The sequence below is a fragment of the Rhizobium sp. P40RR-XXII genome, from assembly GCF_012641405.1.
In the GTDB taxonomy this organism is placed as follows: Bacteria; Pseudomonadota; Alphaproteobacteria; order Rhizobiales; family Rhizobiaceae; genus Rhizobium.
Genome location: NZ_JABAII010000001.1, coordinates 406,762 through 432,634, shown reverse-complemented (window position 1 = coordinate 432,634; position 25,873 = coordinate 406,762). Strand labels below are relative to the sequence as shown.

At 61.2% G+C, this 25,873-nt stretch carries 23 protein-coding genes; 7 read left to right on the top strand and 16 right to left on the bottom strand.

From position 1 onward, the window contains the following. The first annotated feature begins 3 nt into the window (after nucleotides 1-3). Complete coding sequence (locus HGP16_RS02080) at nucleotides 4-777, top strand: alpha/beta fold hydrolase (protein ID WP_168838598.1); 774 nt, start codon at nucleotides 4-6, stop codon at nucleotides 775-777. Nucleotides 778-795: 18 nt separating this feature from the next. On the opposite strand, the gene rutF is transcribed toward HGP16_RS02080, so the two are convergent. The 4 genes from rutF to HGP16_RS02060 form a co-directional block, all read right to left on the bottom strand. Next, nucleotides 796-1,335: an NADH-dependent FMN reductase RutF gene (gene rutF, locus HGP16_RS02075; RefSeq protein ID WP_168838354.1), complete on the bottom strand. Its 540-nt coding sequence runs from the start codon at nucleotides 1,333-1,335 to the stop codon at nucleotides 796-798. Nucleotides 1,336-1,515: 180 nt separating this feature from the next. Next, nucleotides 1,516-2,244 (bottom strand): bifunctional 2-polyprenyl-6-hydroxyphenol methylase/3-demethylubiquinol 3-O-methyltransferase UbiG, encoded by a 729-nt coding sequence (locus tag HGP16_RS02070; protein WP_168838353.1) that lies wholly within the window; start codon nucleotides 2,242-2,244, stop codon nucleotides 1,516-1,518. 68 nt (nucleotides 2,245-2,312) lie between these two features. Next, the gene (locus HGP16_RS02065) at nucleotides 2,313-2,702 is read right to left on the bottom strand and encodes a RidA family protein (RefSeq protein ID WP_168838352.1); all 390 of its coding nucleotides are present in this window, start codon (nucleotides 2,700-2,702) and stop codon (nucleotides 2,313-2,315) included. A gap of 61 nt (nucleotides 2,703-2,763) precedes the next feature. Beyond that, nucleotides 2,764-3,660 carry a DMT family transporter gene (locus HGP16_RS02060; RefSeq protein WP_168838351.1) on the bottom strand — a complete coding sequence of 299 codons (897 nt, stop codon included), beginning with the start codon at nucleotides 3,658-3,660 and terminating at the stop codon, nucleotides 2,764-2,766. A gap of 370 nt (nucleotides 3,661-4,030) precedes the next feature. Between HGP16_RS02060 and HGP16_RS02055 the strand changes: the two genes are divergently transcribed. Beyond that, nucleotides 4,031-4,456, top strand: a complete 426-nt coding sequence (locus HGP16_RS02055; protein ID WP_168838350.1) for a hypothetical protein — start codon at nucleotides 4,031-4,033, stop codon at nucleotides 4,454-4,456. 48 nt (nucleotides 4,457-4,504) lie between these two features. On the opposite strand, the gene HGP16_RS02050 is transcribed toward HGP16_RS02055, so the two are convergent. Next, nucleotides 4,505-5,116, bottom strand: a complete 612-nt coding sequence (locus HGP16_RS02050; RefSeq protein ID WP_168838349.1) for an alpha/beta hydrolase — start codon at nucleotides 5,114-5,116, stop codon at nucleotides 4,505-4,507. A 13-nt stretch (nucleotides 5,117-5,129) separates the two neighbouring features. Beyond that, nucleotides 5,130-6,062, bottom strand: a complete 933-nt coding sequence (locus tag HGP16_RS02045; protein WP_168838348.1) for a VOC family protein — start codon at nucleotides 6,060-6,062, stop codon at nucleotides 5,130-5,132. Between the two features lie 219 nt (nucleotides 6,063-6,281). On the opposite strand from HGP16_RS02045, the gene HGP16_RS02040 reads away from it, so the two are divergent. Further along, nucleotides 6,282-6,536: a type II toxin-antitoxin system Phd/YefM family antitoxin gene (locus HGP16_RS02040; protein WP_168838347.1), complete on the top strand. Its 255-nt coding sequence runs from the start codon at nucleotides 6,282-6,284 to the stop codon at nucleotides 6,534-6,536. Beyond that, nucleotides 6,536-6,946: a type II toxin-antitoxin system VapC family toxin gene (locus HGP16_RS02035; protein WP_168838346.1), complete on the top strand. Its 411-nt coding sequence runs from the start codon at nucleotides 6,536-6,538 to the stop codon at nucleotides 6,944-6,946. Before HGP16_RS02040 ends, HGP16_RS02035 begins: the two co-directional genes overlap by 1 nt. Nucleotides 6,947-7,010: 64 nt before the next feature. Here HGP16_RS02035 and ung read toward each other — a convergent pair whose 3' ends face one another. Continuing rightward, nucleotides 7,011-7,709, bottom strand: coding sequence for a uracil-DNA glycosylase (ung, locus tag HGP16_RS02030; RefSeq protein WP_168838345.1), 699 nt, complete (start codon nucleotides 7,707-7,709; stop codon nucleotides 7,011-7,013). 300 nt (nucleotides 7,710-8,009) lie between these two features. On the opposite strand from ung, the gene HGP16_RS02025 reads away from it, so the two are divergent. After that, nucleotides 8,010-8,480: an AAA family ATPase gene (locus HGP16_RS02025; protein ID WP_246703249.1), complete on the top strand. Its 471-nt coding sequence runs from the start codon at nucleotides 8,010-8,012 to the stop codon at nucleotides 8,478-8,480. A gap of 61 nt (nucleotides 8,481-8,541) precedes the next feature. On the opposite strand, the gene HGP16_RS02020 is transcribed toward HGP16_RS02025, so the two are convergent. Next, nucleotides 8,542-10,989, bottom strand: a complete 2,448-nt coding sequence (locus HGP16_RS02020; RefSeq protein WP_168838343.1) for an FAD-dependent oxidoreductase — start codon at nucleotides 10,987-10,989, stop codon at nucleotides 8,542-8,544. A gap of 9 nt (nucleotides 10,990-10,998) precedes the next feature. Next, nucleotides 10,999-11,877, bottom strand: coding sequence for a choline/ethanolamine kinase family protein (locus HGP16_RS02015; RefSeq protein WP_168838342.1), 879 nt, complete (start codon nucleotides 11,875-11,877; stop codon nucleotides 10,999-11,001). A gap of 313 nt (nucleotides 11,878-12,190) precedes the next feature. Between HGP16_RS02015 and HGP16_RS02010 the strand changes: the two genes are divergently transcribed. Continuing rightward, nucleotides 12,191-13,000 (top strand): DeoR/GlpR family DNA-binding transcription regulator, encoded by an 810-nt coding sequence (locus HGP16_RS02010; protein WP_168838341.1) that lies wholly within the window; start codon nucleotides 12,191-12,193, stop codon nucleotides 12,998-13,000. A 102-nt stretch (nucleotides 13,001-13,102) separates the two neighbouring features. On the opposite strand, the gene HGP16_RS02005 is transcribed toward HGP16_RS02010, so the two are convergent. Continuing rightward, nucleotides 13,103-14,026 carry a LysR substrate-binding domain-containing protein gene (locus HGP16_RS02005; RefSeq protein WP_168838340.1) on the bottom strand — a complete coding sequence of 308 codons (924 nt, stop codon included), beginning with the start codon at nucleotides 14,024-14,026 and terminating at the stop codon, nucleotides 13,103-13,105. A gap of 116 nt (nucleotides 14,027-14,142) precedes the next feature. Between HGP16_RS02005 and HGP16_RS02000 the strand changes: the two genes are divergently transcribed. Then, nucleotides 14,143-15,165 (top strand): YeiH family protein, encoded by a 1,023-nt coding sequence (locus tag HGP16_RS02000; RefSeq protein WP_168838339.1) that lies wholly within the window; start codon nucleotides 14,143-14,145, stop codon nucleotides 15,163-15,165. Here HGP16_RS02000 and HGP16_RS01995 read toward each other — a convergent pair. The 6 genes from HGP16_RS01995 to HGP16_RS01970 form a co-directional block, all read right to left on the bottom strand. Beyond that, complete coding sequence (locus HGP16_RS01995) at nucleotides 15,128-16,954, bottom strand: EAL domain-containing protein (RefSeq protein WP_168838338.1); 1,827 nt, start codon at nucleotides 16,952-16,954, stop codon at nucleotides 15,128-15,130. The genes HGP16_RS02000 and HGP16_RS01995 overlap by 38 nt on opposite strands. Before the next feature lie 240 nt (nucleotides 16,955-17,194). Further along, a complete protein-coding gene (locus tag HGP16_RS01990) occupies nucleotides 17,195-18,979 on the bottom strand; it encodes an IlvD/Edd family dehydratase (RefSeq protein WP_168838597.1) in 1,785 nt (594 codons plus the stop codon). 7 nt (nucleotides 18,980-18,986) lie between these two features. Continuing rightward, nucleotides 18,987-19,871 (bottom strand): NAD(P)-dependent oxidoreductase, encoded by an 885-nt coding sequence (locus HGP16_RS01985; RefSeq protein WP_168838337.1) that lies wholly within the window; start codon nucleotides 19,869-19,871, stop codon nucleotides 18,987-18,989. 333 nt (nucleotides 19,872-20,204) lie between these two features. Further along, the gene (locus HGP16_RS01980; RefSeq protein ID WP_168838336.1) at nucleotides 20,205-23,402 is read right to left on the bottom strand and encodes an efflux RND transporter permease subunit; all 3,198 of its coding nucleotides are present in this window, start codon (nucleotides 23,400-23,402) and stop codon (nucleotides 20,205-20,207) included. 128 nt (nucleotides 23,403-23,530) lie between these two features. Then, nucleotides 23,531-24,718 carry an efflux RND transporter periplasmic adaptor subunit gene (locus HGP16_RS01975; RefSeq protein ID WP_168838335.1) on the bottom strand — a complete coding sequence of 396 codons (1,188 nt, stop codon included), beginning with the start codon at nucleotides 24,716-24,718 and terminating at the stop codon, nucleotides 23,531-23,533. A 169-nt stretch (nucleotides 24,719-24,887) separates the two neighbouring features. Continuing rightward, on the bottom strand, nucleotides 24,888-25,700 hold the full coding sequence (locus HGP16_RS01970) for an alpha/beta hydrolase fold domain-containing protein (protein WP_168838596.1): 813 nt from the start codon (nucleotides 25,698-25,700) through the stop codon (nucleotides 24,888-24,890). Nucleotides 25,701-25,873 lie beyond the last annotated feature (173 nt).

Here is a 25,873-nt window from a genome sequence, read left to right as displayed (position 1 = left end):
GAAATGGCAGGCATCGTCGAAACGGAACATTGGATCGAGAGCGCCGCCGGACGCCTCTATGCCAAATCCTGGGCACCGGATGCCAAGATTTCCCTGCCGCCGATAATCCTCTTTCACGATTCCCTCGGGTGCATCGCGCTCTGGAGAGATTTCCCGGAGCCGCTCGCCCATTCCCTCGGCCGTCAGGTGATCGCTTATGATCGATTGGGCTTCGGGCGGTCAGATGCCCGCATAGACCTTCTGCAGCAGAACTTCGTGGCCCTGGAGGCTGAGGAGGCGGTGCCGCTGCTGTGCGAACAATTCTCCATCCGAAAGTTCGTCGCCTGCGGGCACAGTGTCGGTGGCGGCATGGCTGTGGAAACGGCAGCGAGCTTTGGCGAGCGCTGTGATGCCGTAATCTCCATTGCCGCTCAGGCTTTCGTGGAGGAGAGAACCCTGCAGGGTATCAGGGTCGCGGAACAGGAATTCAGATCGGCGGAGACCCTCGCCCGGCTTGCCAGATATCACGGCAGCAAGACCGATTGGGTGCTGCATGCATGGATCGACACCTGGCTTGCTCCCGAACGCGCCGGGTGGAGCCTCGATCCGGCACTTGAAAAGCTCCGATGCCCGGTGCTCGCCATTCACGGAGACCGTGACGAATACGGCTCGGAAGCCCATCCGCGCCGGATCGCGGCCGGACGCGGGTCGCTCCATATCCTGTCGGACACGGGGCATTCGCCGCATCGCGAACGCCCTGGCCTTGTCATAAAGACGATCAAAGATTTTCTGGCGTGAAACGACGAGAAGGCCGGCTTACCCGGCCTGACCCGCGGAATGATAGGCCCGGTCGAAATAGATGAGCCCCTGCCCGCTATCGCGCTGGCGGATGGCATCGACCTCGCAGAACAGGATGTCATGCGTGCCGCCATCGGCCCAACGCACGATCCGGCAATCGAACGACACAAGAGCATCTTCCAGCACCGGCGCACCAGTGGATAATTCCGACCAGGAGGCGGCCGCGAACCGCTCGGCGACCGGGGTCTTGCCACCAAAGAGACGCGACAGATCCTCATGCGCTTCCGACAAGACGTTGACGCAGAGCACGCCGTTTTGCGTCACGGCGGGATGAACGGAAGCGCCGCGATTGAGGCAGACGAGCAAGGTCGGCGGGCTGTCGGTGACGCTGCAGACCGCGGTCGCCGCAAAGCCGGCCAGCCCGGCCGGGCCATCGGTCGTGACGATGTTCACGGCTGCCGCCATCCGGGCCATGGCGTTGCGAAACTCGGTGCGCGCGATATCCGGATCGGCGACGGGTACCGCCCTCTCGATTGCCACGGAGGTTTTCATGTTCATTCCCACTATCCCCTAACTCGCGCCAGATAACTCACACTATCGGGAGGACCGATGCGCCTCAAGAAACGACATTTTACGGAAACGGCCCGCGGCGAGCAATAAATTCCCCATAAAATCTATCGACAAAAGGAAAATCATTCACCCACAGGAGCAAAGCTGCAGAATCATACCGAACCGATCTCAGGTCCGGGTCGAAATCAGCAGAAACATCGGCCGCTCGCGCTCGATTGCCCAATCCGGATGGGCGGCGAGGTCCTCATCGCTCGGCGACCATTCCTCGACATGCGCGATGGTGAGGCCTGATTTGATCAGCAGGTTCAACGTCGTGCCCATCGTCCGGTGCTGCTTGACGACGCCTTCGGCAAGCCAGTTCGTCACCCGCGGCCCTTCGATCTGATAGGCGCTGAGCGGCCAGATCTTGTGACCCCCAGCATCGACCTGCCATTCCGGCTGCCGTGGCGCCATATAGATTGGATGTTCGATCGAAAAGATCAGCCGGCCACCGGGCTTCAACGCCTGACGAATGGTCGCCAGAAGCCCGGCAAAGCCTTCGATATAGTGGAAGGCCAGGGAACTATAGACGAGATCGAAGGCGGCCTCGGGCAGCTGAAGCTTTTCGAGATCGGCCAGATCATAGCGAACACGCCCGTCCGCCGTCTCGGCGCGGGCGCGCTCGAGCATCTTTTCGGAAACATCGAGGCCCAGAATACTCGCGGCCCCCTGCTCTGCCGCCCAGCGGCAGAACCATCCGAAGCCGCAGCCGAGATCCACGACATCGAGGCCCTTCATCTCAGGCATCAGAGCGCGGATGGCGGGCCACTCGGCCGCGCCCGCCAGCCCGTCGACCGAACGCTGCAGGCGGCTGTAGCCTTCGAAGAAAGCCTGATCGTCGTAGATATTCTGGGTCATGCTCGTCTCCTGCAGATCGACAATTTCGATCCGGCAGCCTGATTTAGAAGCTCGCATTGCTACTGAGGTTACATCACCTTCGCCGCCGTGACCTCGACTTCCACCAGAAATTCGGCGCGCGTAAATCCGCCAATAATCAGCAGGGTCGAGACCGGCTTGGGATCCAGGATATAGCGATCACGCACGGCCATATAGGCGGGAAAATCCTCGCGCGTGGTGACGAAGCCGGAAATGCGGATGATGTCGGCAAAACTCATGCCGGCCTCATCCAGAATGGCATTGATCGCCTTGAAACATAGCTCGGCCTGCGCCGTAACGTCAGCCGGGATGCGGTCGTCGAGACCGATGCCGAGCTGGCCTGAGGTGACCAGTAGGCTGGCGCCGGGCGGCACCAGAAGGCCGTGATTATAATTGCCGAAAGGGCGGCGGACGGATGGGGGGTTGAATACCTTTTTCATCGATATCGACTCCTCGTGATCGGAGCGATTTCAGCATTTTGACGCTACGCGGACAAGCCGTTCAATGCACTTGTGCTGAAATAACCGCCCGGTTTCGGCGCACTTCCAACAGGATATGGCCGAAAAGCGCCGCAAGCACGATCGGCCCGCCGATCAGCGTCGCCGTCGACGGACGCTCGGCAAAGACCATCCAGACCCACAGCGGCGTCAGAGGCACCTCAAGCGCCGTCAGCAACGCGGCATCCGAAGCCGGAACTAGCCGCGAGCCGAATGTGTAGAGACTGAGGCCCATCGCATTCTGGATGATACCGAAGGCGATGATCAGGCCGAGATCCTGTCCGGACAGGGAGAGCGGTGAGGCGAACCAGAAGGTGATGAAAGAGCAAAGCCAGGCGGACAGGGCCATCGCAGGCAGCATCGGCACATTACGATGCTGGCGCATGACGACGGCAAGGGCAGCGACTGTCAGCGTCATGATGGCGGCCAGCCCCTTGCCGAACCAGCTGCCGCCGTCGCTCGCATGCCCGGAAAGCATGACGAGCACGCCGATGAAGGCAATGCCGCTGGCAATCAGCGTCCTCAAATTCGGGCGCTCGCCGATGAAGAGGAAAGCGACGCCCGCGGTGACGAAGGGCACGGTCGCGTAGATGACCATGGCGTCGGCAACCGATGTATAATAGATCGAGCCGATGCCGCTGATCATCGATGCGGTGGAAAAGATCGTCGCCGCCAGCGATGGGCCGCGCATGGAGCGCAGGACGCGAAAGGCGTTGCGGCGCTCGATATAGAAGAACAGCGCGAACACGCCGAGGCCCGATACGATTCCGCGGCAGAACAGGATCGTCATCAGGTCGGCATGAATCGCGCGCATGAAGAGGCCTGATGTCGACCAGGCGAGCGCCGAGAGCGCAACATACATCACGCCGAGCCTATATTGCTGCTGTTCCGCCAGCGTCACGATGGAATCCCCCCGCCCTGTCGAGGCAGATCATTAGCGGGAGGCCATGATGCCTACAAGCTAAGCTTGCGTCGTTGCGCGTCGCGGCTGCCGGAAGATGATGAGGGTTGCAGGAAGATGATGAGGGTTGCAGGAAGGTCACGCCACACATTGCTACGAGTAGTCAAGGGAGCGCCGTCTCGTCGCCGCTGTTGGCAAGATCATATTGATCTTGCATATCTTTACGATCGCTTTAAGCGCGTCGCGATCTTTCAGATTCGCTCCCTGCGCTTTAAACTCTTGATTTTTTGCATATCGCCATCGCAAAACCGCTGCACACTTTTGCGCGACATGCTCTACGGTTCTGGCAACCTCGCCGAAGGAGAATCAATTGCGCCTGCTGTCAGCCACCTTGTTCGCGTGCGGCTGCGTCAGCCTGGTCGACGGCCCATTGTGGCCGCCGGCGCAAACCTATGTTGACAAGACCGTGCAATGCAGCCAGAGCAGCAATCCCGCCCGTTGCGAACATACGCGCGATAGCTGGACGGCCGATTACGAAGAAGCCATCGCAGGCGGATATCGCGCGCAGAAACACGTCGCCCTGTGCCTCAGCACCGGCTGCGACGAGGCGATCCAACCGGACAAGATACTCGGCTGCGCCTGGCGCATGGTCATTGCCGAGACGAAACACGCCCAGCCGGACAGCATGGATGCGGCGAACCTCAACCGTTTCTGCGGAACGGACTACATCGATGAGAGGGCAAAGCTCGCAGCCGCCTCGCAAGCGAAGGCGATGCTGCGTCTGATCGGCAAATAGCGGGCCACGCGGCAGAGGTTTTCCGCCGCGTGGCCCGGTTGCTCCAGTTCACGCGTAGGGCACAAGGAATTTGCTGATGGCCTCGATCTCGTTGGAGCGAATATCGTGGCCGCCCGGATGCCATTCGAGCGTGACCTCAGCATCCTGCCGCGCGAAATAATCGGCCAGCGCCTGGGTCATCGGCGCAGGCGCGATCGGATCGCGCTCGCCGGCCGTGATCAGCACGCGCCTCCCTTTCAGCCTTGAATTGTCCTTCGGCTGGAACGGGATCAGCGGATGCATCAGTACGGCCGCATCGAAAAGATCGCCATGCTCGATCAAGACGTTGGCGAGGATATTGGCGCCGTTGGAAAAGCCGAGGCCCAGCACCTGCGATGCACCGTATTGAACCGCCAACTCCGAGACATAGGCCGCCATCTTTCCCGTCGCCCGCGCAAGGTCGGCCATGTCATAGACCCCCTCGCCCGTGCGGCGGAAGAAACGCGCCGCGCCATATTCCGAAACGTCACCGCGCGGCGAGACGATGGTTGCATCCGGCAATAGGCGGCCAGCGAAATCGAAGAACTGATTCTCGTCGCCGCCGGTGCCATGGAAGGTGAAGAAAATAGGCTTTCCGGGTGCACCGGCCTTCAGCCGGTGCACATAAGTCATATCCGTCATGATGTCCTCCCGATCAACCTTCCAGCGGCTCAAGATGCTGCTCGATCAGGCCGCGCAGATGCGCATGCTGCTCGGGCAGTTTCAGCGCCTCGCCGAGATGAGCCGTATCCTCGTCGCGGTCGAAGCCGGGTTCGTTGGTGGCGATTTCGAACAGCACGCCGCCCGGCGTGCGGAAATAGATCGCCCAGAAATAGTCGCGGTCGATGACCGGAGTGACCTGATAGCCCGTATCCATCAGCGCCTTGCGCACCTCGAGCTGCTTTGCGCGGTTCTCGACGGCAAAGGCGACGTGGTGGACGGAGCCGGCTCCCGGCAGCGCGCGGTTGATATTCGGCATGGTTTCGAGGTCGACATAATCGGCCCCGTTGCCGCCGGGAATGGCAAGACGCTTGACGCCTTCATGCGTGTCGACAACCTCATAGCCCATGTACTTCAATAGCTCGGCCGTGGCGCCTTCGTCCCGGAGCCGCATGGCGACCGAATGGAAGCCCCTGATGGCATGCTCGGCATCGACGCCGCCATGCGTCCAGGGCAGACGCTTGTCGTCCTTGACCTCGACGAGAGCAAAGCCGTCGCCATCGGGGCCGGAAAAATGCAGGCGCTTCTGGCCGAAGGATTCGTCCGTCTTCAGGCCCTCGACGCCGTGCTTGCCGAGCCGATCGGCCCAATAGCCGATCGCGCCTTCCGGAACGGAGTAAACCGTGTTGCCGACTTCGCCGGTGCCAGGGCGACCGCGCGCCATCTTCGCAAACGGGAAGTAGGTCATGATCGTGCCCGGCGTACCGATCTCGTCACCGTAGTAGAGGTGATAGACATCGGGCGCGTCGAAATTCACCGTCTTCTTGACGCGGCGCAGGCCGAGCGTATCCGTGAAGAACTTGTTGTTGGTCCTGGCGTCTTCCGCCATCGAGGTAACGTGGTGAAGACCTTTGATCTGGTTGAGCATCTCTAACCCCTTTGCTCGCCTGCACTGGCAGGCGTTTCTCATGGGCAGAAGATGGTCTTGTGGCCCGTGTTTCGATAGCCCTCAAGTGCCAAACGGATTGTCTTCATCGAGTGAACGATAAATTCGGATCGTTCATCTTGAAGCAATATCGCTCATCTCTTGATTCCCAGCAGGTGCCGCATTAGGTTAAGCTAGACAGTCTAGCTAGAGAGGATTGCGATGAGTTGGCCATTGCAGGATGCAAAGAACCAATTTTCAAAAGTCGTACAGAAAGCACGCAGCGAGGGACCGCAAATCGTCACCTTGCGCGGCGAACCTGCAGCCGTCGTCCTCTCTGCCGAAGACTACGATGCTCTCCTAGCCGGCAAACCAAGCCTTGCCGATGACCTGCTGTCCGGACCTGCTTGGGACGACGAAATGGCCGAGGCCGTATCTAAACGGGATAAAACGCCAAGCCGGGATGTCCTTTTCTGATGTATCTGGTCGACACCAACGTCATCTCGGAAATTCGCCGCGGCAATTCCCAGGCGATTACGTGGCTGCGCTCGGTCAATCCCTCCACTATCTATCTGAGTGTCATCACACTTGGAGAGATCATGCGCGGGATTGCGCTGAAGCGAAAAACGGACCCGCGTAGCGCAGCACATCTGGAAGAATGGATGCGCAAGATCCGGCACGACCATCGCAATCGCATCCTTGCCGTTACCGATCAGATTGCGGTCGAATGGGGGCGTATCGCAGCACAGCGCCCACGCGTTGACGCCGATGGATTGATCGCGGCAACGGCGATCGTTCATGACCTCATCGTCGTCACTCGCAACGTCGGCGATTTCGACGACACCGGCGCTTCAATCATCAACCCCTGGGAACAGGCGCCTTACTAAGGCATGTCGCGCAAAATCTAGAGTTTAAAGCGCAACAAGCGACTCTGAAAGATCGCTTCGCGCTTTAAGCATCAGGATTGCTCGGCAGCGCCCAATCGATCGGCTCTCGACCATGCTCGGCAAGATAAGCATTGGCCTTGGAGAAATGCCGGCAGCCGAGGAAGCCGTTATGGGCCGATAGCGGCGACGGGTGCGCCGCCTTCAGCACCAGATGGCGCTCGGTATCGACGAAAGCGGCCTTCTTCTGGGCATAGGAGCCCCAGAGCATGAAGACCACGCCGTCGCATTCATCGTTGACCCTGCGGATCACCGCGTCGGTGAAGCGCTCCCACCCTTTGCCCTGATGCGACGCGGCCTGTGATTCCTCGACCGTCAGCACGCTGTTGAGCAGGAGCACGCCCTGCTTCGCCCAGCTTTCCAGAAAGCCGTGGCGCGCCGGCGGAATGCCGAGATCGGTCTCCAGCTCCTTGTAGATGTTGACAAGCGACGGCGGAATGCGCACGCCGGGACGGACGCTGAAGCAGAGCCCATGCGCCTGGCCGAAGCCATGATAGGGGTCCTGCCCGAGAATGACGACCTGCACCTCGTCGAGCGGCGTTAGGTCCAGCGCGCGGAAATACTCGCTGCCACGCGGAAAGATTACCTTGCCGCGCTGCTTCTCCTCGACAAGAAAGGATTTGAGCTGCTGCATGTAGGGGCTTTCGAACTCCGGAGACAGCGCCTCTTTCCAGCTCTCCTCTAGCTTGATGCTCGCTTCCGCCATCGTCTCGGGCCTCCATCTGTTGTCAGCATGTCGATTGAGGATGAAAGTGCCGGCGTGTCAAGAAAATGGCAGATGTGGCGACGGGGAGATCACAGTTTTTGAGGAGCAAATAGTTTGATCTCACTCTTATTCGATCAACGCCACCGATGACTGAAGATAGGTCCCCATATCATTGACAATTCCGTTTACTTCAGCCAATGGAAGCCATCCCAATTTCCCGACCGGTGCCCTATGCTTCCCTTGCATTCCCTTGGCGAGCGCATCGTCGTGCTCGGCCCTTCCAATGCCGGCAAGTCGACCTTGGCGGTCGCACTCTCCAAAAAGCTTGGTTTTCCAACGGTCCATCTCGACCAGCTTCACCATCTGCCCCATACGGATTGGCAACAGCGCCCCGAAGCGGAATTCGCCGCGCTTCACGATACGGCAATTCTTGACGAGCAGTGGATCATGGAAGGCAACTACTCGCGCCTGATGCCGCAGCGTTTGGCGCGCGCTACCGGCGCCATCCTCATAACCTCAAACCATTGGCTACGCTTTTCCCGCTATCTCAAGCGCACACTCATCAACCGCTCGGGCCGCGCGGGACATCTGGAAGGCGCCAAGGACAGTATCAAATGGGAGATGATGCATTGGATACTCGTGAAGACCCGCGACAGCGGCGCCAAATACGCGAGAATTCTTCAGGAATCCGGTTTGCCAATCGTGGAATGCCATACGGCAGAGGCGCTCAAGAACCTCTACCGGGTTTGGGATTTACCAAACAGACGGTAGGAGAGTGTGGGAATGTTCGCGTGATGTCTCCAATCGGCGCGCTGCTTTGCACCCTTGCTAGTCACCCCTTGATCCGCTCCATCTGCGGATCATAGAGCGGCTTCAGCGACACCCGGCACGGCACGCGGCTTTGCGCGACATCGAGCTCATAGCGGCCGTAAAGCACGAAATCTTCCGTCACCCCACCGGGATCGCGGACATAGCCGTAGCCGATGGCCTTGCCGATCGTATAGCCATAACCGCCGCTCGACAGCCAGCCGACGCGTTGCCCGTCGCGATAGATCGTCTCGCGGCCGAGAAGCACGATCTCGGGATCGTCCGGCACAAAGCAGGCAAGCATCTTCTTCACGCCCGAGGCGAGCTGCCGCTCGATCGCCTCCCGGCCGCGGAATGCGACCTGCTTCTTCATCTTCACCGCCCAGGCCAGCCCGGCCTCGATCGGCGTATGATCCGGCCCGATGTCGGAGCCCCAGGCGCGGTAGCCCTTCTCCAGCCGGCAGCTTTCGATGGCGCGATAGCCGGCGTTGACGAGGCCATGCTCGCGGCCGGCCGCCATCAGAACGTCATAGACGGTCGCGGCATATTCCACCAGGACATGCAGCTCATAACCGAGTTCGCCGACATAGGTGATGCGCAGTGCCCTGACGGGGCAGCCGGCGATACCGACCGTCCGAACCTTGCCGAAGGGAAATGCGGCATTCGAAACGTCGGCGGAGGTTACGGCCTGCAATATCTCCCGCGACTTCGGCCCCATCAGCGACAAGACGGAATAGGCCGAGGTCACGTCCACCAGCTCGGCATGCATCTCGGGCGGAATATTCCGGGCGATCCAATCGAAATCATGGGTGGCGAAGCCGGTGCCTGTCGTGATGTAGAACTCGTTCTCGGCGATGCGGGCGACGGTGACATCGCATTCGATGCCGCCCCGGTCGTTCAGCATCTGCGTATAGGTCAAGGCACCCACGGGTTTGGCGACATCATTGGAGGCGATCCAGGAGATTGCCGCCTCGGCATCCCGGCCCTTCAGCACGAATTTGGCGAAGGACGTCTGGTCGAAGATCACGGCCGCCTCGCGCACCGCCTTGTGCTCGCGGCCGACGGCATCGAACCAGTTCTGCCTGTTATAGGTATAGACATCTTTCGGTTCCTCGCCGGCAAAGAGATCGGCAAACCAGTTCGGCCGCTCCCAGCCGAGCTTTTCACCGAAGCAGGCACCCTGTGCTTTCAGGCGATCATAGAGCGGTGACTTGCGGCAGGGCCGGCCGCTGGAATGCTCCTCGAAAGGCCAGGCCATGGTGTAGTGCTTGCCATAGGCTTCCAGCGTGCGGGTCCGCACCCAGTCGGTGTCGAAATGCGGACGGCCGAAACGCCTGATATCGACAGGCCAGAGATCGTAGGGCGGCTCGCCCTTGGCGACCCATTCGGCCAGCGCCATGCCGGCCCCGCCGGCGGAGGCGATGCCGAAGGCATTGAAGCCGGCGCCGATGAAGAAGTTCCTCAACTCCGGCGCTTCGCCGAGAATGAAATTGCCATCGGGCGTGAAGCTCTCCGGGCCACATAGCAGCTGTTTGACGCCGGCCGTCTGCAGCGCCGGCACGCGCACCAGCGCCAGTTCCATAATCTGCTCGAAATGGTCGAAATTGCTGTCGAGCAGCGTATAGTGGAAATCCCTGGGGATACCATCAGGCGCCCAGGGGATGGGATTAGGCTCATAGCCGCCCATGACCAACCCGCCGACCTCCTCCTTGTAATAAGTCAGCCTGTCCGGATCGCGCAGCGTCGGCAGGTTGGACGGCACGCCGAAGGATTCGGTGATGAGATATTGATGCTCGACCGAGACCAACGGCACGTTGACGCCGAAACGGGCGGCAAAGGTCCGCGTCCATTGCCCCGCGCAGACGACGACGCGCTCGCATTCGATACGGCCCTTCTCGGTGATGACGGCGCGGATCCGGCCCTTGTCTATCTCCAGATCGAGAACCTCGGTATCCTCGAAGATCGACACACCGCTCATGCGGGCGCCCTTCGCCAGCGCCTGGGTAATGTCGGAAGGATTGGCCTGCCCATCGGTCGGCAGGAAGGCAGCGCCGACCAGGTCGTCGACATCCATCAGCGGCCAGAGATCGAAAGCCTCCTTGGGCGTCAGCAGATGCATCTGCAGGCCGAAGGATTGTGCCGTCGTCGCCTGCCGCTTCACTTCCGTCCACCGCTCTTCGTTGCAGGCGAGACGCAGGCCGCCATTCATCTTCCAGCCGGTGGCAAGGCCAGTCTCCGCCTCGAGTTTCTTGTAGAGATCGACGGAATAGCCGAGCATCTGGGTGATGTTGGCGCTGGTGCGCAACTGGCCGACGAGGCCGGCGGCGTGAAACGTCGTGCCCGAGGTCAGCTTCTTGCGCTCCAGCAGCACGGTATCGGTGAAGCCGAGCTTGCCGAGATGGTAGGCGGTCGAGCAGCCGATGATACCGCCGCCGATGACGACGGTCTTTGCTGTAGCCGGCAGTTCCTTCATTGCATCACCTCAAGAGTCGCGAAAGCCCTGCCAGGCGCTCTCGAACCGCCGCAGATTTTCAGCCGTGTAGGAAGAATAATCGAAATCGATGTCGGAATGGATTTCCGAAACCATGCTCCACATCGTCTCGCGCAGGAGAGAGGCGCATTTCATCGCCTGATAGCGCCGGCGCAGATCGTCGCTCACGGGGGCCTCGAAATAGGCTTCCAGCATCGCCTCTTCCAGCGCTTCGGAGAATTCATTGTTGGAGGCAAGACCGCCGAGATCGAAAAGCGGCGTGTTGAACCCGGCATAGTCCCAATCGATCAGCCAGAGCCGCTTGCCGTCGTCGAGGAAATTCGCGGCCAGCAGATCATTGTGGCCGAAGGCGATCTCGAAGGGACCAGCCTCGCGTTCGAGCCGCTCGGCGATCTCCAGAAAGGAAGGGAGCAGCGACTTGTGCCGGCTATCGCCAGCCTTCAGAACGGCCGCGTAGTCCCTGACCACATGGAAAACCCAGAAGATTACGGCCGGACCGCGAAAATGCTTGCCGACATCGCGATGACAGGACCGGACAAGCGCCACGACACGGGCCATCATTGCGGGGTCACCTATATCATCGGCCACCAGCGGCTTTGCGTCGATATAGTCAAGCACCAGTATGCCGGGCTCGTGATGGATGACGGCGGGCGAAAGACCGGCTGCATGGGCAGCCCTGCTCGCCGCCAGCTCATTGACCCGGCTGATGTGGTGAACGGGAATATCCGCCCCGAGCCGGACGACGAAACGCCGGCCTGCATTGCCAACCAGATAGTTGCGATTGGTGATGCCGCCGACCAGCGGGGCGATCTCGATCGACCCGTGCCAGATGCCGAGAGAATGGATCCTGTCTTCCGGCGTCGCAGTCATTCCCCCTCCGGTACCACTGCTGAGCATCCTTCGGATGAGAAAGGTTCCTTACAAACGCGAAGCTGTCAAGGGGCATCCCACAAAATGAAACGAATACTTGGCTTTTTGTTGGTTTTGAGATGTCATTCGAACTCGATGAGCTATGGATATCGCAAACACGACGCTTCACCATAGGTGAGATTTGCCTTAAAAACTCAAGCGCGAGGCAATCGGATCAAGCCTGTGCGCGTTGACGCCTCTGGCGGCGACAGGGTCAGTCATTCCAGATGCCAAGCACATTTCGGGATCAATACCCTCAATAGGATCAGCAACCATGTCGGGCATATCCCAGCCACCGCTTCACTCCAATCATCGCGAACGCGAGATTCTGGAGGAACTGCGCCTGGCCGGCGGCGCAAGCCGCATCCAGTTCCTGGCCGAACGGCTCGGCGTTTCCGAAGAAACCATCCGCCGCAACATCCGTAGCCTCGAAGCCAACGGGCTGGTCACCAAGGTGCATGGCGGGGTCCACATCAAGGACTCGATGATCGAGCCGCCGCTGCATCTGCGCATGAACGAGAATGCGGAGGCCAAGCGGATGATCGCCGCCTCCGTCGCATCGATGATCGAGGACGGTGATACGCTCTTCCTCGATGTCGGCTCGACCACCGCCTTCATCGCCGTCGCGCTGCAGAAGCACCAGAACCTCTTCGTCGTCACCAATGCCGTCGCGGTCGCTCACGCGCTCGCGACCCGCAACGGCAACCGCGTCTTCTTCGCCGGCGGCGAGCTGCGTGGCCATGACGGCGGCGCCTTCGGCATGGAAGCGGCCAATTTCCTGCGCCGCTTCAACATACGCCATGCCATCCTGTCGGTCGGCGCCATCAACGCCACCTCCGGCTTCATGCTGCACGATCTCGAAGAAGCGGAATATTCCCGGGAAGCGGCCGGCCGCGCCGAGAACTGCATCATCGTCGCCGACAGCGCCAAATTCGGACGCAGCGCACCCATCGTCCTGAGCGAGCCGGCAACCTTCGACGTGCTGGTCACCGACGACACGCCACCATCAGACATTCGCGCCATGCTTGAGCGCAACAACATCGAACTCGTGGTCGCCAACCGCCAACGGGCTGAGCGGCGATAGACGGTGGCAACTCTTTCGAGCCGCCTGGAAAAATGGTCGGCGATATCTGCCGACAAACGCACGAAAGAGATATCGAAGCTACAGGCGATCGCCCACGTCAGGCTATTGACCGCGCTCATCCGTATCGAAGGCGATGGACTCACGGTAATTCTTACACATGCCTTCCAGCGTCTGGGCCGCCTTGCTGGCATGGCGCTCCTTGTGGCGCAGCAGCCGGAAGCTGCGGGCCGGGAGATCGAACGTTGCCTGAACCAGCAGTCCTTGCCCGAGATAGGCTCTGGCCGCCGCGCTGGAAATGGCAGCGGCACTTTCTCCCACGCAGACCGCCGACAGTACGGCTTCATTCGATGGCAGGACGAGCGCCACTTTGAGATCGCGCGGCAAAGCGCCGAGCTTGGCAACCGCATTCTCGAATTCCGAACGGGTGCCCGAGCCTTCTTCACGCATTACCCAGGAGGTCGCGGCGACAAGGTCAGCAACCGTCAGCTGACGCCCGTCCGCCCAGGGATGATGTGGCGGCACGACGATGACGAGCGCATCCTGTGCGACGATCTTCATCGACAGCGCCGGCGCGTCCACCTCGCCCTCGACGAAACCCAGCTCGGCCGCGCCGTCGATAACGGCCTCGGTGACGGTTCGCGTGTTACCGATCGTCAGATCCAGTTCGATACCGGGGTAATCGCGATGAAACCGCATCAGCAGCGGCGGCAGCCAGTAGCTGGCGATGGTCTGGCTCGCATAGAGGCTGAGCCGCCCACGCTGCAGGCCGCCTAGCTCGGACAGCATGAGTTCGGCCGAGCGTACGCGTGCGAGCGTCGCCTTGGCTTCACCCAGGAAGGAGCGTCCCGTCTCCGTCAGTTCGATCCGCCGGCCGACGCGATGAAATAGCTCCACGCCGTAGTAAGCCTCGAGGTTCTTGATCGCCGAGCTGACGGCCGAAGGCGTCAGGTGGATGGCTTCTGCTGCATTGGTCAGATGTTCTCGTTCGGCGACGGCGACAAAAATTGCAAGCTGCTCGAAGGTCATGGGAAATCATTCTAATTTATCGAACGATACATAGGATAATATTCGATGGATGTCGACATCGACAGATGAGACTTTCCGCCCGTCACCAAAGCATACCAAACGAATGACGGCACCATATGTCTCTTGCTCAACGCGCAAACACGATCCTCCCCGGCCTCGCACTCACCTGTGCCGTCGCCCTTCTCGCCTACGCCGGCGAGCATATTGAAATCGGCCTGTTCGGAGGCCGATGGATCGAAAGCCTGGTGCTTGCCATCGCGCTCGGCATCGCCGTCTGCACTCTCAAGCCGCTGAAGCCAGCGATGAAGCCGGGCATCGATTTCAGCGCCAAGATCCTGCTGGAAATTGCCATCGTGCTTCTCGGCGCCTCAATCAGCCTCTCCGCCATTCGCGGCGCAGGCGTTTGGCTCATCGCCGGCATCGCCATCGTCGTGATTTTGTCGATCGCCGCCACTTACGTCATCGGACGGGCGCTTGGCCTGCCGCCGAAGCTGGCAACGCTGATCGCCTGCGGCAATTCGATATGCGGCAACTCGGCGATCGTGGCCGTTGCTCCCGTAATCGAGGCGGATTCGCAGGAGATTGCCGCGGCACTCGCCTTCACCGCCGTCCTTGGCATTGCGGCTGTGTTTCTGCTGCCGCTACTCTATTTCCACCTCGGCATGAGCGTGCCGCAATACGGGACCCTGGCAGGACTGACCGTCTATGCGGTGCCGCAGGTGCTGGCCGCGACCGCGCCCGTCGGCCTGCTCGCCGTCCAGACCGGCACGCTCGTCAAGCTCGTCCGCGTCCTGATGCTGGGTCCCGTGATCTTTCTGTTCGGCATCATCACCAAGGCTGAGGCAGTTGGCGCCGACGCGCGCGGCAATCATCATTATTCGCTTGTTCCCTGGTTCATCTGCGGCTTTCTCGGGCTGATGGCATTGCGTTCCTTCGGCCTCATTCCGGATGCGCTGGTTGCCCCGATGGAGGTGGTGTCAGGCATCCTGACCGTCATCGCCATGGCGGCACTCGGCTTGTCCGTGAATATCCGCTCCGTCGCGCATGCCGGCGGCCGGGTCATTGCCGCCGCGACATTGTCGCTGCTGATGCTCGGCGTCATCAGCTACGGCTTGATCGCCGCCTTGCAGATCCAGTAGCGCCCGCGCCCGCCGTCGGCCGGCTCTTATCCACGACAACAGCCGATTTCAGCAACGCGACAACCTCGCTTTCCGAGGCGGGATAGCCGATGGCATAACCTTGGAGTTCGTCGCAGCCGACCTCGGCCAGGATGCGCGCATGTTCTTCGGTCTCGACTCCTTCGGCAACGACCTCGACATTCAAGGCCCGCGCAATATCGACGATGGAGCCGACAAGCCGGCGCTGCTCATCGGACACCGTTACCGCCGTCACCAGTTGCCGGTCGATCTTCAACCGCTTCGGCTTCAGCGTAACCAGGCCGATCAGCGACGCGTGGCCCGAGCCGAAATCATCGATCTCGATATCGATTCCCATCTCCTTGATGCCGGCGATGTTGGCAAGCACCTGGTCGTCGGGAGCATCGAGAAAGATAGTTTCGACCAGTTCGAAAGCGATGGCATTGCGGGGTATCCTGAGCGCCAACAACCCTTCGATCAGATCTGGATCGGCAAGCCGGCGCCCGGAGATATTGACGGCAATGCGCGGCGGCGAGAGACCCAGCGACGCCCAGTCCGACCGATCAGCAAGCGCGCGCCTCAGGACCGCCGCATCGATCTCGGCGGTGAGCCCGTATTCGTCAGCCACCTTCAGGAACGCGATCGGGCTCAACAATCCCCTTTCCGGATGTCGCCAGCGTGCCAGTGCCTCCAGCCCGACAATGCGGCGGCTGTGGGCATCCACTTGAATCTGATAGAAGGGCTCGATCTGACGCAGCACCGGCGCCAAGCGCAATTCGTCGGCCAATTGGCGTTCCGCCTGCAGGTCGGATTGCAGCTTCGGCGTGAAGAACTCCACCCGGTTGCGGCCGAGCTTCTTGGCCTGGAAAAGGGCGACGTCGGATTCGGCCAGCAGATTGCCGGCGCTCCCGGCCTCGCTCATGGCCACACCGATGGAGGCGCCGAACCGCAGCATCTCATTGCCGAAACGCACCTCGCGTCGCAATCGCCCGAAGATATCATTCGCGATCGCTTCCAGCCTCTCGGCGCTGCCGACATTCACCAGGACAGCGACGAATTCATCGCCGCCGATACGCGCGACGATGTCGTTGGCGGTTATGGCTCCCGATACGCGCGCGGCCGCACTCTGCAATGTCGCGTCGCCGGCCGCATGACCCCATTTGTCGTTGATCTCCTTGAACCCGTCGAGATCGATATGGAGCACGGCCAACGTCTCGATAGACGCGTCATTGCGCAATTCGGCCAATCGCCGATCGAAATAGCGCCGGTTGGGAAGGCCGGTGAGATAATCGTGATCGGCGGCATGCTCGATTCGCGCGCGGCTCTGCTCCAGCGCGACGGCGCGGGCCTCCGCAATGGCCTTCTGGCTGGTCAGCTCGCGATTGAGCAGTACGTCGGCGGTTACATCCCATTCGGCACCGATGAAGGAAGGCGCACCATGCGCATCTTCATAATAATGCGCGCGCGAGCGCAGATGGCGCACCTCGCCATCGGGCAAAATGATGCGGAACTGCGAGTTGTAGAAGCCCTTCCCTTCAAGCGCGACCTGGAAGTCGTTGACCGCCCCTTCCTGATCCTCGGGATGCAGGGCCTTAAACCAGACATTCGAGGAAACCCGGCGATTGTGGCGCCCGGTCCCGTAGAGCTTGTGCATCTGCTGGTCCCAGAGCAGCTCCTGTTCGTTGACGTTATGCTGCCAAACGCCGATTTGAGACGCCTCCAGCGCCAGCTCCAGCCTTCTCAAAAGGTCCTGGAACTCTTCTTCGCTTCGCCCTGATATCGTCTCTGCCAAAGAGTTCCACCCCCCTTCGGAAACTGAAGAGACCGCATAACTGCTGCTAAGTATATATGCACCACTCCCTTTCACGAACTTTAACGGCAGCGCATTGGCGTTCGGTCAGCAGTTTTTTGATATCCCAACTGGAGCATGATGCCGAAAAGTGTAAGCGGCTTACGACGACATCATGCCCTACTCATTTGATTCCAGCGCGGATTCAGATTTTAAGTTGCTTCGACCTAAAATCGTCCGGCGCTAATGGTTATGCCTCGGCGGTATTGCGGCGATATTGCGGAACTCGGCCGCGCCATCGAGGACGGCACCATCGGAAAGCTGCGTGACCGAACGGCGATAGATCCGCTGCCATGGCGTCGCATCCGCCGGAACGGCCGGAATACCGTCGCCCTTGCGGCGCTCGATTTCCGCCTCGTCCACCAGCATGTCGCAGCGGCCGTGATTGAAATCGATGCGAATGACGTCGCCGGTCCTGAGCCAGGCAAGGCCGCCGCCGGCAGCACTTTCCGGCGATGCATTGAGGATGGATGGGCTGTCGGCCGTACCCGACTGGCGGCCGTCACCGATCGTGGGAAGGCTGCGGATGCCCCGCTTCAGAAGAGCATCCGGAGGCTGCATGTTGACGACCTCGGCCGACCCCGGCCAGCCGATCGGCCCGGCTCCGCGGATTACCAGGATGGTCCTCTCGTCGATGCCGAGCCCGGGATCGTTGATGCGCTTGTGATAATCCTCCGATCCATCGAAGACCACAGCCCTGCCCTCGAACACACCTTCATGGCCCGGCTCCTGCAGGTAACGGCTGCGGAACTCCTCCGAAACGACGCTCATCTTCATGATGGCGAAATCGAACAGATTGCCCTTGAGGACGAGGAAGCCGGCGCGCTCCTTCAGCGGCTCGGCGAAGGGGCGGATGACCTCGCGATCGGTCGCCTCCCGGCCGTTTAGATTCTCCGCCATCGTTCTGCCTGTAACCGTCGGACAGCTTCCGTCCAGCTTGCCGGCCTGCAGTAGCTCCCACATGACAGCCGGAACGCCGCCGGCGCGATGGAAGCGCTCGCCGAGATAGGCGCCCGCCGGCTGCATATTGGTGAGCAGCGGAATGTCGAAGCCATGCACCTGCCAGTCGCCGGGGTAGAGTTCGACCCCCGCATGCTTGGCCATGGCAGCCAGATGCGGCTGCGCATTGGTCGAGCCGCCGATGGCCGAGTTGACGCGGATGGCATTGAGGAAAGCCTCGCGCGTCAGCACGTCCGAAGGCTTGATATCGGCGAGAACCAACTCCACCGCACGCTTTCCTGTGCGATAGGCCATCTGGCCGCGCTCGCGATAGGCGCCGGGGATGGCGGCGCACCCGGTCAGCGACATACCGAGGGCTTCCGCCATGGCATTCATGGTCGAGGCCGTACCCATGGTGTTGCAATGGCCGATCGAGGGCGCCGAGGCGAGCGACGCCTCCATGAACTCCTCCTCGTCGATCTCTCCGGCCGCCAGCTTGCGGCGCGAACGCCAGATCACCGTTCCCGATCCGGCAAGCTCTCCCTCATGCCAGCCATCGAGCATCGGGCCGCCGGACAGAACGATTGCCGGAATATTGACGGTCGAGGCCGCCATCAGTGCCGACGGCGTGGTCTTGTCGCAGCCGGTTGTCAGCACGACGCCATCGAGCGGATAGCCATAGAGCACTTCCACCAGACCGAGATAGGCAAGATTGCGGTCGAGCGCCGCCGTCGGACGCTTGCAGTTCTCGAAGATCGGATGGGTCGGGAATTCGATCGGAATGCCGCCGGCATCACGGATGCCATCGCGCACGCGCTTGGCAAGATCGAGGTGATGACGATTGCAGGGCGTGAGGTCGCTACCGCTCTGGGCTATGCCGATGATCGGCTTGCCGGATCGCAGCTCTTCCGGCGTGATGCCGTAATTCATGAAACGCTCGAGATAGAGCGCCGTCATATCGATATGATCGGGATTGTCGAACCAGTCCTGCGAACGCAGGCGACGCTTGGATGCACCCTTATCGCTCATCTCTTCCTCAAGCCTTTCCTCGGGCATTCTTGTCTTCCAGATGCTGCAGCAAACCGCTGTGATCCTGCTCGCCGCCGCCATTCTCGACGAATTCGGCAAATTCGGCTCTCACAGCTTCCGTCAAGGGGAGATGAAGGGCGAGACCCTCCGCCGTCGCCAGAACGGTATCGAGATCCTTCAGCTGATTGCGAGCGGTTCCGCCCGGCTCGAAATTGCGCTCGATCATGCGCTGACCATGCAGTTCCAGGATGCGGCTTTCAGCGAAACCGCCGCGGATGGCGGCACGGAATGCCTCGCGCGAACCGCCGCCGGCCTCGACAAGGAGCATCGCCTCCGCGACGGCGCCGATGGTGACGGCAACGATCTGCTGGTTGCCGAGCTTTGCGAGCTGGCCCGTACCGCTGGGGCCGACGCGGGTCACGCGTCCGAGAGGCGCCATGATATCGCGAACGCTGTCTATCACGTCGGCATCACCGCCGGCCATGATTGCAAGCGTTCCGGCCTCGGCACCCACGACGCCGCCGGAGACCGGAGCATCGATATGCCGAATGCCGCGCTCGGCAAGCTTGCCCGCATGTTCGCGGCCAACCGCGGGCGATATGGAGCTATGGTCGATCACGATCGCACCGGCTTCCAGCACTTCGGCCACACCGCTGCCGAACAGGACCTCGCCGACGGCACCGCCGTTGGTCAGCATGGTGAAAAGAACGGATACTCCCCGCGCCGCCTCGACCGCCGTATCCGCGACAGTCGCGCCATCGGCAGCCAAAGGCTCCGCCTTGCTGCGGTCGCGATTCCAGACGGTCACCGCGAAACCGGTGGCGAGCAGCCGCCGCGCCATCGGCGCGCCCATCAATCCCGTACCAAGAAACGCGATCTTTCTGCCCTGCATGAAATATCCTCCGAATTGGAACGCATCGGATACCGGATAGCGGAGCGCCCTTCGTCATGCCGATGGATTCGGCGACGATCTTCCGCCCATTCTCGCCCTCAAGCCCCCAAGAGACGCAGGCGACTCCTCACGCCCGACGTACGTCAATCAACTCATCCAAGAGCTTGATAAACCTCTGGTGCCAGCATGCAAAGGAAATCGGCGGTCATGCGGCAAATTCTTCGAAAGAAGGGTAAATTAGCTAAAACGAAAATATTAATGCATGAAAAAAGCGGGACCTTTCGGTCCCGCCCGTGGCATGTCGAGCACTGGAGTACCGCTCGGCACGGCCCTCTATTCGGCGGCGATCGGGAGTATGTGCGCCGACTGGTCGTTGTCGTTGTGAGGATGCTGCTTCAGCGGACGATTGCCCGTCACGCTGCGGATCAGCACGTAGAAGACCGGCGTCATGAAGATGCCGAAGAAGGTGACGCCGATCATGCCGGCAAACACCGCGACACCCATGGCGGCGCGCATCTCGGCACCCGCGCCGGTCGAGGTGACCAATGGCACGACACCCATGATGAAAGCCATGGAGGTCATGAGGATCGGGCGCAGGCGCAGGCGGCTGGCCTCGATCGCGGCCTGGACCGGCTTGCGGCCGTCGAACTCCAGCTCGCGGGCGAATTCCACGATCAGGATCGCGTTCTTCGCCGACAAGCCCACCAACACCATCAAGCCGATCTGCGTGAAGATGTTGTTGTCGCCACCCGTCAGCCAGACGCCCGTCAAGGCGGCCAGCACACCCATCGGCACGATCATGACGATCGCAAGCGGCAGGCTCACGCTCTCATACTGGGCGGCCAGCACGAGATAGACGAGCAGCAGGGCGAGCGGGAAGATGATGACGCCCGAGCTGCCGGCCAGGATCTGCTGATAGGTCAGATCCGTCCATTCGAAGCCGATGCCCGGAGGCAGCGTCTCGCTGGCGATCCGCTCGACGGCGGCCTGTGCCTGGCCGGACGAGAAGCCCTGGGCCGGACCGCCGTTGATATCGGCGGCAAGGAAGCCGTTATAGCGTGTCGTCCGTTCCGGCCCGGTGCTCGCCTCGACCTTCAGCAATGCCGACAGCGGGATCATCTGGCCCGACGCCGAGCGAACCTTCAACTGGCCGATATCGCTTGCATGCGAGCGGAATTGGGCGTCCGCCTGCACACGCACGCTGTAGGTACGGCCGAATGCGTTGAAGTCGTTGACGTAGAGCGAACCCAGATAGATCTGCAGCGTATCGAAGACATCGGTCACCGAGACGCCGAGCTGTTCGGCCTTGGCGCGATCGAGATCGGCAAAAAGCTGCGGCACGTTGATCTGATAGCTCGAGAAGATGCCCGAGAGCTCCGGCGTCTGGTAGGCCTTGGCGAGGAACGCCTTGTTGGCCTCGTCGAGCGCCTGGTAACCGAGACCGGCACGGTCCTCGATCTGCAGCTTGAAGCCGCCGGTCGTGCCGAGACCCTGGACGGGCGGCGGCGGGAACATGGCGATGAAGGCATCCTGGATCGCGCCGAACTTCTGGTTCAGCTGCATGGCGATCGCCCCACCCGACAGATTGGGCGTCGTGCGCTCCTCGAATGCCTTCAGCGTCACGAAGACGATACCGGCGTTGGAGGAGTTGGTGAAGCCGTTGATCGACAGGCCCGGGAAGGCGATCGCATGTTCGACGCCAGGCTGTTCCAGCGCGATCTTGCTCATCCGCTGGATGACGTCATCTGTGCGGTCGAGGGTTGCACCATCAGGCAGCTGGGCAAAGCCGATCAGATACTGCTTGTCCTGCTGCGGCACGAAACCGCCGGGGACGGCCTGGAACAGGTAGTAGGTCGCGCCGATCAAGGCGAGGTAGACGACCATGACCAGGCTCTTCACCGACAGGATGCCGCCGACGCCCTTGCCGTATGCAGACGAGCCGCGATGGAAGACCTTGTTGAAGCCGCGGAAGAACCAGCCGAACGCCACATCCATCACGCGCGTCAGCAGATCCTTCGGCGCATGGTGATCCTTCAACAGCATCGCCGCCAGGGCCGGAGACAAGGTCAACGAGTTGAAGGCGGAAATGACGGTCGAGATCGCGATCGTCAGCGCGAACTGGCGATAGAACTGGCCCGACAGGCCGGAGATGAAGGCCAGCGGCACGAAGACGGCGACCAGCACCAGCGCGATCGCGATGATCGGGCCGGAGACCTCCTTCATGGCGCGATAGGTCGCGTCACGCGGGCTGAGGCCGTTCTCGATGTTGCGCTCGACGTTCTCGACGACCACGATGGCGTCGTCCACGACGATACCGATCGCCAGCACCAGGCCGAAGAGGCTGAGCGCGTTGATCGAGAAGCCGCAGACATACATGACAGCGAAGGTACCGATGATCGAGACCGGAACCGCGATCAGCGGGATGATCGAGGCGCGCCATGTCTGCAGGAACAGGATGACGACAATGACGACGAGCACGATGGCTTCGAGGAGCGTGTGCACGACCTTATCGATCGACGCGCGCACGAATTGCGTGGTGTCGTAGACGATCTCATACTTCACGCCATCGGGCATAGCGGTCTGCAGCTCGTTCATGGTCTTGACGACGTTGTCCGAGATGGTGATCGCGTTGGAGCCCGGCGACTGGAAGACCGGAACAGCGACTGCCGGCTTGCCGTCGAGCAGCGAACGCAGCGAATAATCGGCCGCGCCGAGTTCGATGCGGGCGACATCGCGCAAGCGCGTGATCTCGCCGTTGGTGCCGCTCTTGACGATGATGTTGCCGAATTCCTCCGGCGTCGTCAGGCGGCCCTGAGCATTGACGTTCAGCTGGACGTCGATGCCGGGAACGCTCGGCGACTGGCCGATGATGCCGGCGGCCGCCTGGATGTTCTGCGCGCGAATGGCATTGGCGATGTCGCTTGCGGCGAGACCACGTTCGGCCGCCTTCTGCGGATCGACCCAGACGCGCATGGAATAATCGCCCGATCCGAACACGCGAACCTGGCCGACACCGTCGATACGGGCGAGCCGGTCCTTGATGTTCAGGGTGGCGTAGTTGCGCAGATAGGTGATGTCGTAGCGATTGTCCGGCGAGATGAGGTTGACCACCATCATCAGGTCGGGCGAGCTTTTGACCGTGGTGATACCGAGATCGCGCACGTTCTGCGGCAGGCGGGGCTCTGCCTGCGAGACGCGGTTCTGCACGAGCTGCTGCGCCTTGTCCGGGTCGGTGCCGAGCTTGAAGGTGACCGTCAGCGTGAGCAGACCGTCAGACGTCGCCTGGCTGCTCATGTAGAGCATGCCTTCGACGCCGTTGATCTGCTCCTCGATCGGCGTTGCCACCGTTTCGGCAATGACCTTCGGGTTGGCGCCCGGATATTGCGCGGTGACGACGATCGACGGCGGCACGACTTCCGGATATTCGGAGATCGGCAGCAGCTTGAGACCGATCAGGCCGGCAACCACGATGAGGATCGATAGCACGCCGGCGAACACCGGACGGTCGACGAAAAATCTTGAGATGTTCATGGCAGAACCCTCTCCACGAGTGAATCAAGGGACACGAGGCCCAGGCCCGCGGCCCAAGAGGCGCCACGAGCATTGCAAAATCGAGACTTGGAATGGCGGCCGGAAAGCTAAGCCTCCCGGCCGGATAATTACTTGGCGGCGACCTTCTCTTCCAGCTTCGGATCGACCACGGCGCCGGGGCGAACCCGCTGCAGGCCGTTGACGATGATCCGGTCACCGGCATTCAAGCCCGAAGTGACGATGCGCATGCCGTCGGAGCTGTCACCAAGGTTGATCGGACGATATTCGACCTTGTTGTCCGCCCCGACTACGAAGACGAACTTCTTGTCCTGGTCGGTGCCGATCGCACGCTCGCTGATGAGCAGCTTCGTCTCGGCCTTCGGCTGGCCCATGCGGACCCGCACGAACTGACCTGGGATAAGACGGCCGCCCGGATTGTCGAATACGGCGCGAACGCTGACGGTGCCGCTCGCCGCATCGACTTCATTGTCGATCAACTGCAACTTGCCCGTGATCGGCGTGCCGTTGTCGCTCGCCGTCCCGATCTGAACCGGGATCTGCTCCACCGGCGGAGCCACACCATTGCTGGTGGACAGCTCGGACAGCGCCCTGGTGACCGTCTGCTCGTTCGCATTGAAGCTTGCATAGATCGGATCGACCGAAACAAGCGTCGTCAATGCCGGCGAAGAAGAGCCGGCGGCCACGAGATTGCCGACTGTGACGGCGATCTTGCCGACGCGGCCGGCGATCGGAGCGCGGACTTGCGTATAGTCGAGGTTCAATTGCGCTGTCTGCAAGGCCGCTTGCGCCGCCTTCAGATTGGCCTCGGCCTCGGCATAATTGCTTGTGCGCGTGTCCATGTCGCTCTGCGAAATGGTCTTGTTGTCGAAGAGCTTCTGCCCACGGCCGACTTCGACCTTGGCGAGATCGAGCTTGGCTTTTGCTGCTCCGACCTGGGCCTGAGCCTGGGCGACGGCCGCCTCATAGGGTGCGGGATCGATCGTCACCAGCAGGTCGCCCTGCTTGACCAAAGTGCCTTCACGGAAATGCATAGACTGAATTGCGCCGGCGACACGCGGCCGGATTTCGACCCGGTCGATGGCTTCGAGCCGGCCGGAAAATTCCTGCCAGGAGGTGACGTCGCGCGGCTCGACAGCGGCAACCGTGACGGGGACCGCCGGCGGTGCCGCCTTGCTGGCCGCCTCCGTTGCCTGAGCGCCGCGCGGCAGCTCCAGATAGAAAGCCGCGCCTGCAACAGCCGCAGCAACACCCACGCCGGCGCCCCACAGGGCCCAGCTCTTACGGTTGGACTTCATGTTGGTCTCTCCTTTGGTCCCGTCTTGGGACACGGGACCGAAAATTCCTATCGTCTCAATAAAATCAGGGGCCGAAGCGCCGCGCATTCGCGCGACCACCGCTTCGGTCGTGCCTTCGACGCCTCATCCAGTTCGCGCTTGTCTCTCGCGGACGGGATAGCCTAGTCGATCAAGCCTGCACGTCTTCGACAAAACCCTTGAAACAGCAACAGATATCCTGTCGCCACGAAGGCCTGTCTTTCGACTGCCCGCCATAGAGGGTGGGCCAGCCTGTCCCGGCGGGAAGGACTTGCTGGCGAACACGGACGCCAGCCGCTTTCAGCCGACTGCCGTATTCCATGCTCTCGTCGCGGAGCGGGTCGTCCTCGGCCGTGAGCACCAATGCCGGCGCGAGGCCCGAAAGCCGCGAACAGTATCGAGGCGCTGCATAAGGGTGGCAGACACCGCCCAGAAAGCCCAGGTATCGGTTCCAGCCGTCCGTCCAGCGCTCGCGCATGCCGCTTTCCTCCGCCTGGAGGAAAGATTTCGATCCCATGAAGGGATCAAGCAAAGGCGAAATCAGCACCTGTCCGTCCAGCGAACCGGGCATCTGATCGCGCGCCTTTAAAGCGACACCCGCCGCAACATTGCCACCCGATTCCTCTCCGGCGACAAACAGCAGCGATTTTTTCGCTCCACCCAGCGCAAGCATGTTCCGCTTGTTGCCGAGGTAGGCGAGAATTCCGTAGGCGCATTCGAGCACCTTCGGAAAAGCATTCTGATTGCCGCTCGTATAATCCGCGGCAACCACGATGGCACCAGCCTCTGCCAGACTTGCCGCCACCGGCCTGTCAGTCGCGTGATCGGTGTCGAGGAAAGCGCCGCCGTGCAGATAAAGCACGAGAGGTGCCGCCTTCTTCAAACCTTCGCCGTTGTAGATCCGGGCTTCCACGGGCCCCGTAGGCACGTTTTCCAGCACAACATCTTTCCACGGCGCACTCATCGACCCAAATCCTTGTCTGTTCGAGCGAATATGATCCAATTCAGAAGCGGTCTGCCACGCTTTGCAATCATATTCTCGAATGCGGTCTTTGGCGCCCCCATGCCGCATTGCAACAATCACGAGAAAAACATATTGTTATTCCGCTTCGAGAATAAGTAGCTTATATTCGATCA

Bases quoted from the DNA above. Each gene is read 5' to 3' on its own strand.
- HGP16_RS02000 (WP_168838339.1), top strand. From the start codon at position 14,143: ATGTCTCTTGCTCAACGCGCAAACACGATCCTCCCCGGCCTCGCACTC.
- HGP16_RS01970 (WP_168838596.1), bottom strand. From the start codon at position 25,700: ATGAGTGCGCCGTGGAAAGATGTTGTGCTGGAAAACGTGCCTACGGGG.
- rutF (WP_168838354.1), bottom strand. From the start codon at position 1,335: ATGAACATGAAAACCTCCGTGGCAATCGAGAGGGCGGTACCCGTCGCC.
- HGP16_RS02035 (WP_168838346.1), top strand. From the start codon at position 6,536: ATGTATCTGGTCGACACCAACGTCATCTCGGAAATTCGCCGCGGCAAT.
- HGP16_RS01975 (WP_168838335.1), bottom strand. From the start codon at position 24,718: ATGAAGTCCAACCGTAAGAGCTGGGCCCTGTGGGGCGCCGGCGTGGGT.
- HGP16_RS01985 (WP_168838337.1), bottom strand. From the start codon at position 19,871: ATGCAGGGCAGAAAGATCGCGTTTCTTGGTACGGGATTGATGGGCGCG.
- HGP16_RS02045 (WP_168838348.1), bottom strand. From the start codon at position 6,062: ATGCTCAACCAGATCAAAGGTCTTCACCACGTTACCTCGATGGCGGAA.
- HGP16_RS02010 (WP_168838341.1), top strand. From the start codon at position 12,191: ATGTCGGGCATATCCCAGCCACCGCTTCACTCCAATCATCGCGAACGC.
- HGP16_RS02020 (WP_168838343.1), bottom strand. From the start codon at position 10,989: ATGAAGGAACTGCCGGCTACAGCAAAGACCGTCGTCATCGGCGGCGGT.
- HGP16_RS01990 (WP_168838597.1), bottom strand. From the start codon at position 18,979: ATGAGCGATAAGGGTGCATCCAAGCGTCGCCTGCGTTCGCAGGACTGG.
- HGP16_RS02080 (WP_168838598.1), top strand. From the start codon at position 4: ATGGCAGGCATCGTCGAAACGGAACATTGGATCGAGAGCGCCGCCGGA.
- HGP16_RS02065 (WP_168838352.1), bottom strand. From the start codon at position 2,702: ATGAAAAAGGTATTCAACCCCCCATCCGTCCGCCGCCCTTTCGGCAAT.
- HGP16_RS02015 (WP_168838342.1), bottom strand. From the start codon at position 11,877: ATGACTGCGACGCCGGAAGACAGGATCCATTCTCTCGGCATCTGGCAC.
- HGP16_RS02040 (WP_168838347.1), top strand. From the start codon at position 6,282: ATGAGTTGGCCATTGCAGGATGCAAAGAACCAATTTTCAAAAGTCGTA.
- HGP16_RS02050 (WP_168838349.1), bottom strand. From the start codon at position 5,116: ATGACGGATATGACTTATGTGCACCGGCTGAAGGCCGGTGCACCCGGA.
- HGP16_RS01980 (WP_168838336.1), bottom strand. From the start codon at position 23,402: ATGAACATCTCAAGATTTTTCGTCGACCGTCCGGTGTTCGCCGGCGTG.
- ung (WP_168838345.1), bottom strand. From the start codon at position 7,709: ATGGCGGAAGCGAGCATCAAGCTAGAGGAGAGCTGGAAAGAGGCGCTG.
- HGP16_RS02070 (WP_168838353.1), bottom strand. From the start codon at position 2,244: ATGACCCAGAATATCTACGACGATCAGGCTTTCTTCGAAGGCTACAGC.
- HGP16_RS02005 (WP_168838340.1), bottom strand. From the start codon at position 14,026: ATGACCTTCGAGCAGCTTGCAATTTTTGTCGCCGTCGCCGAACGAGAA.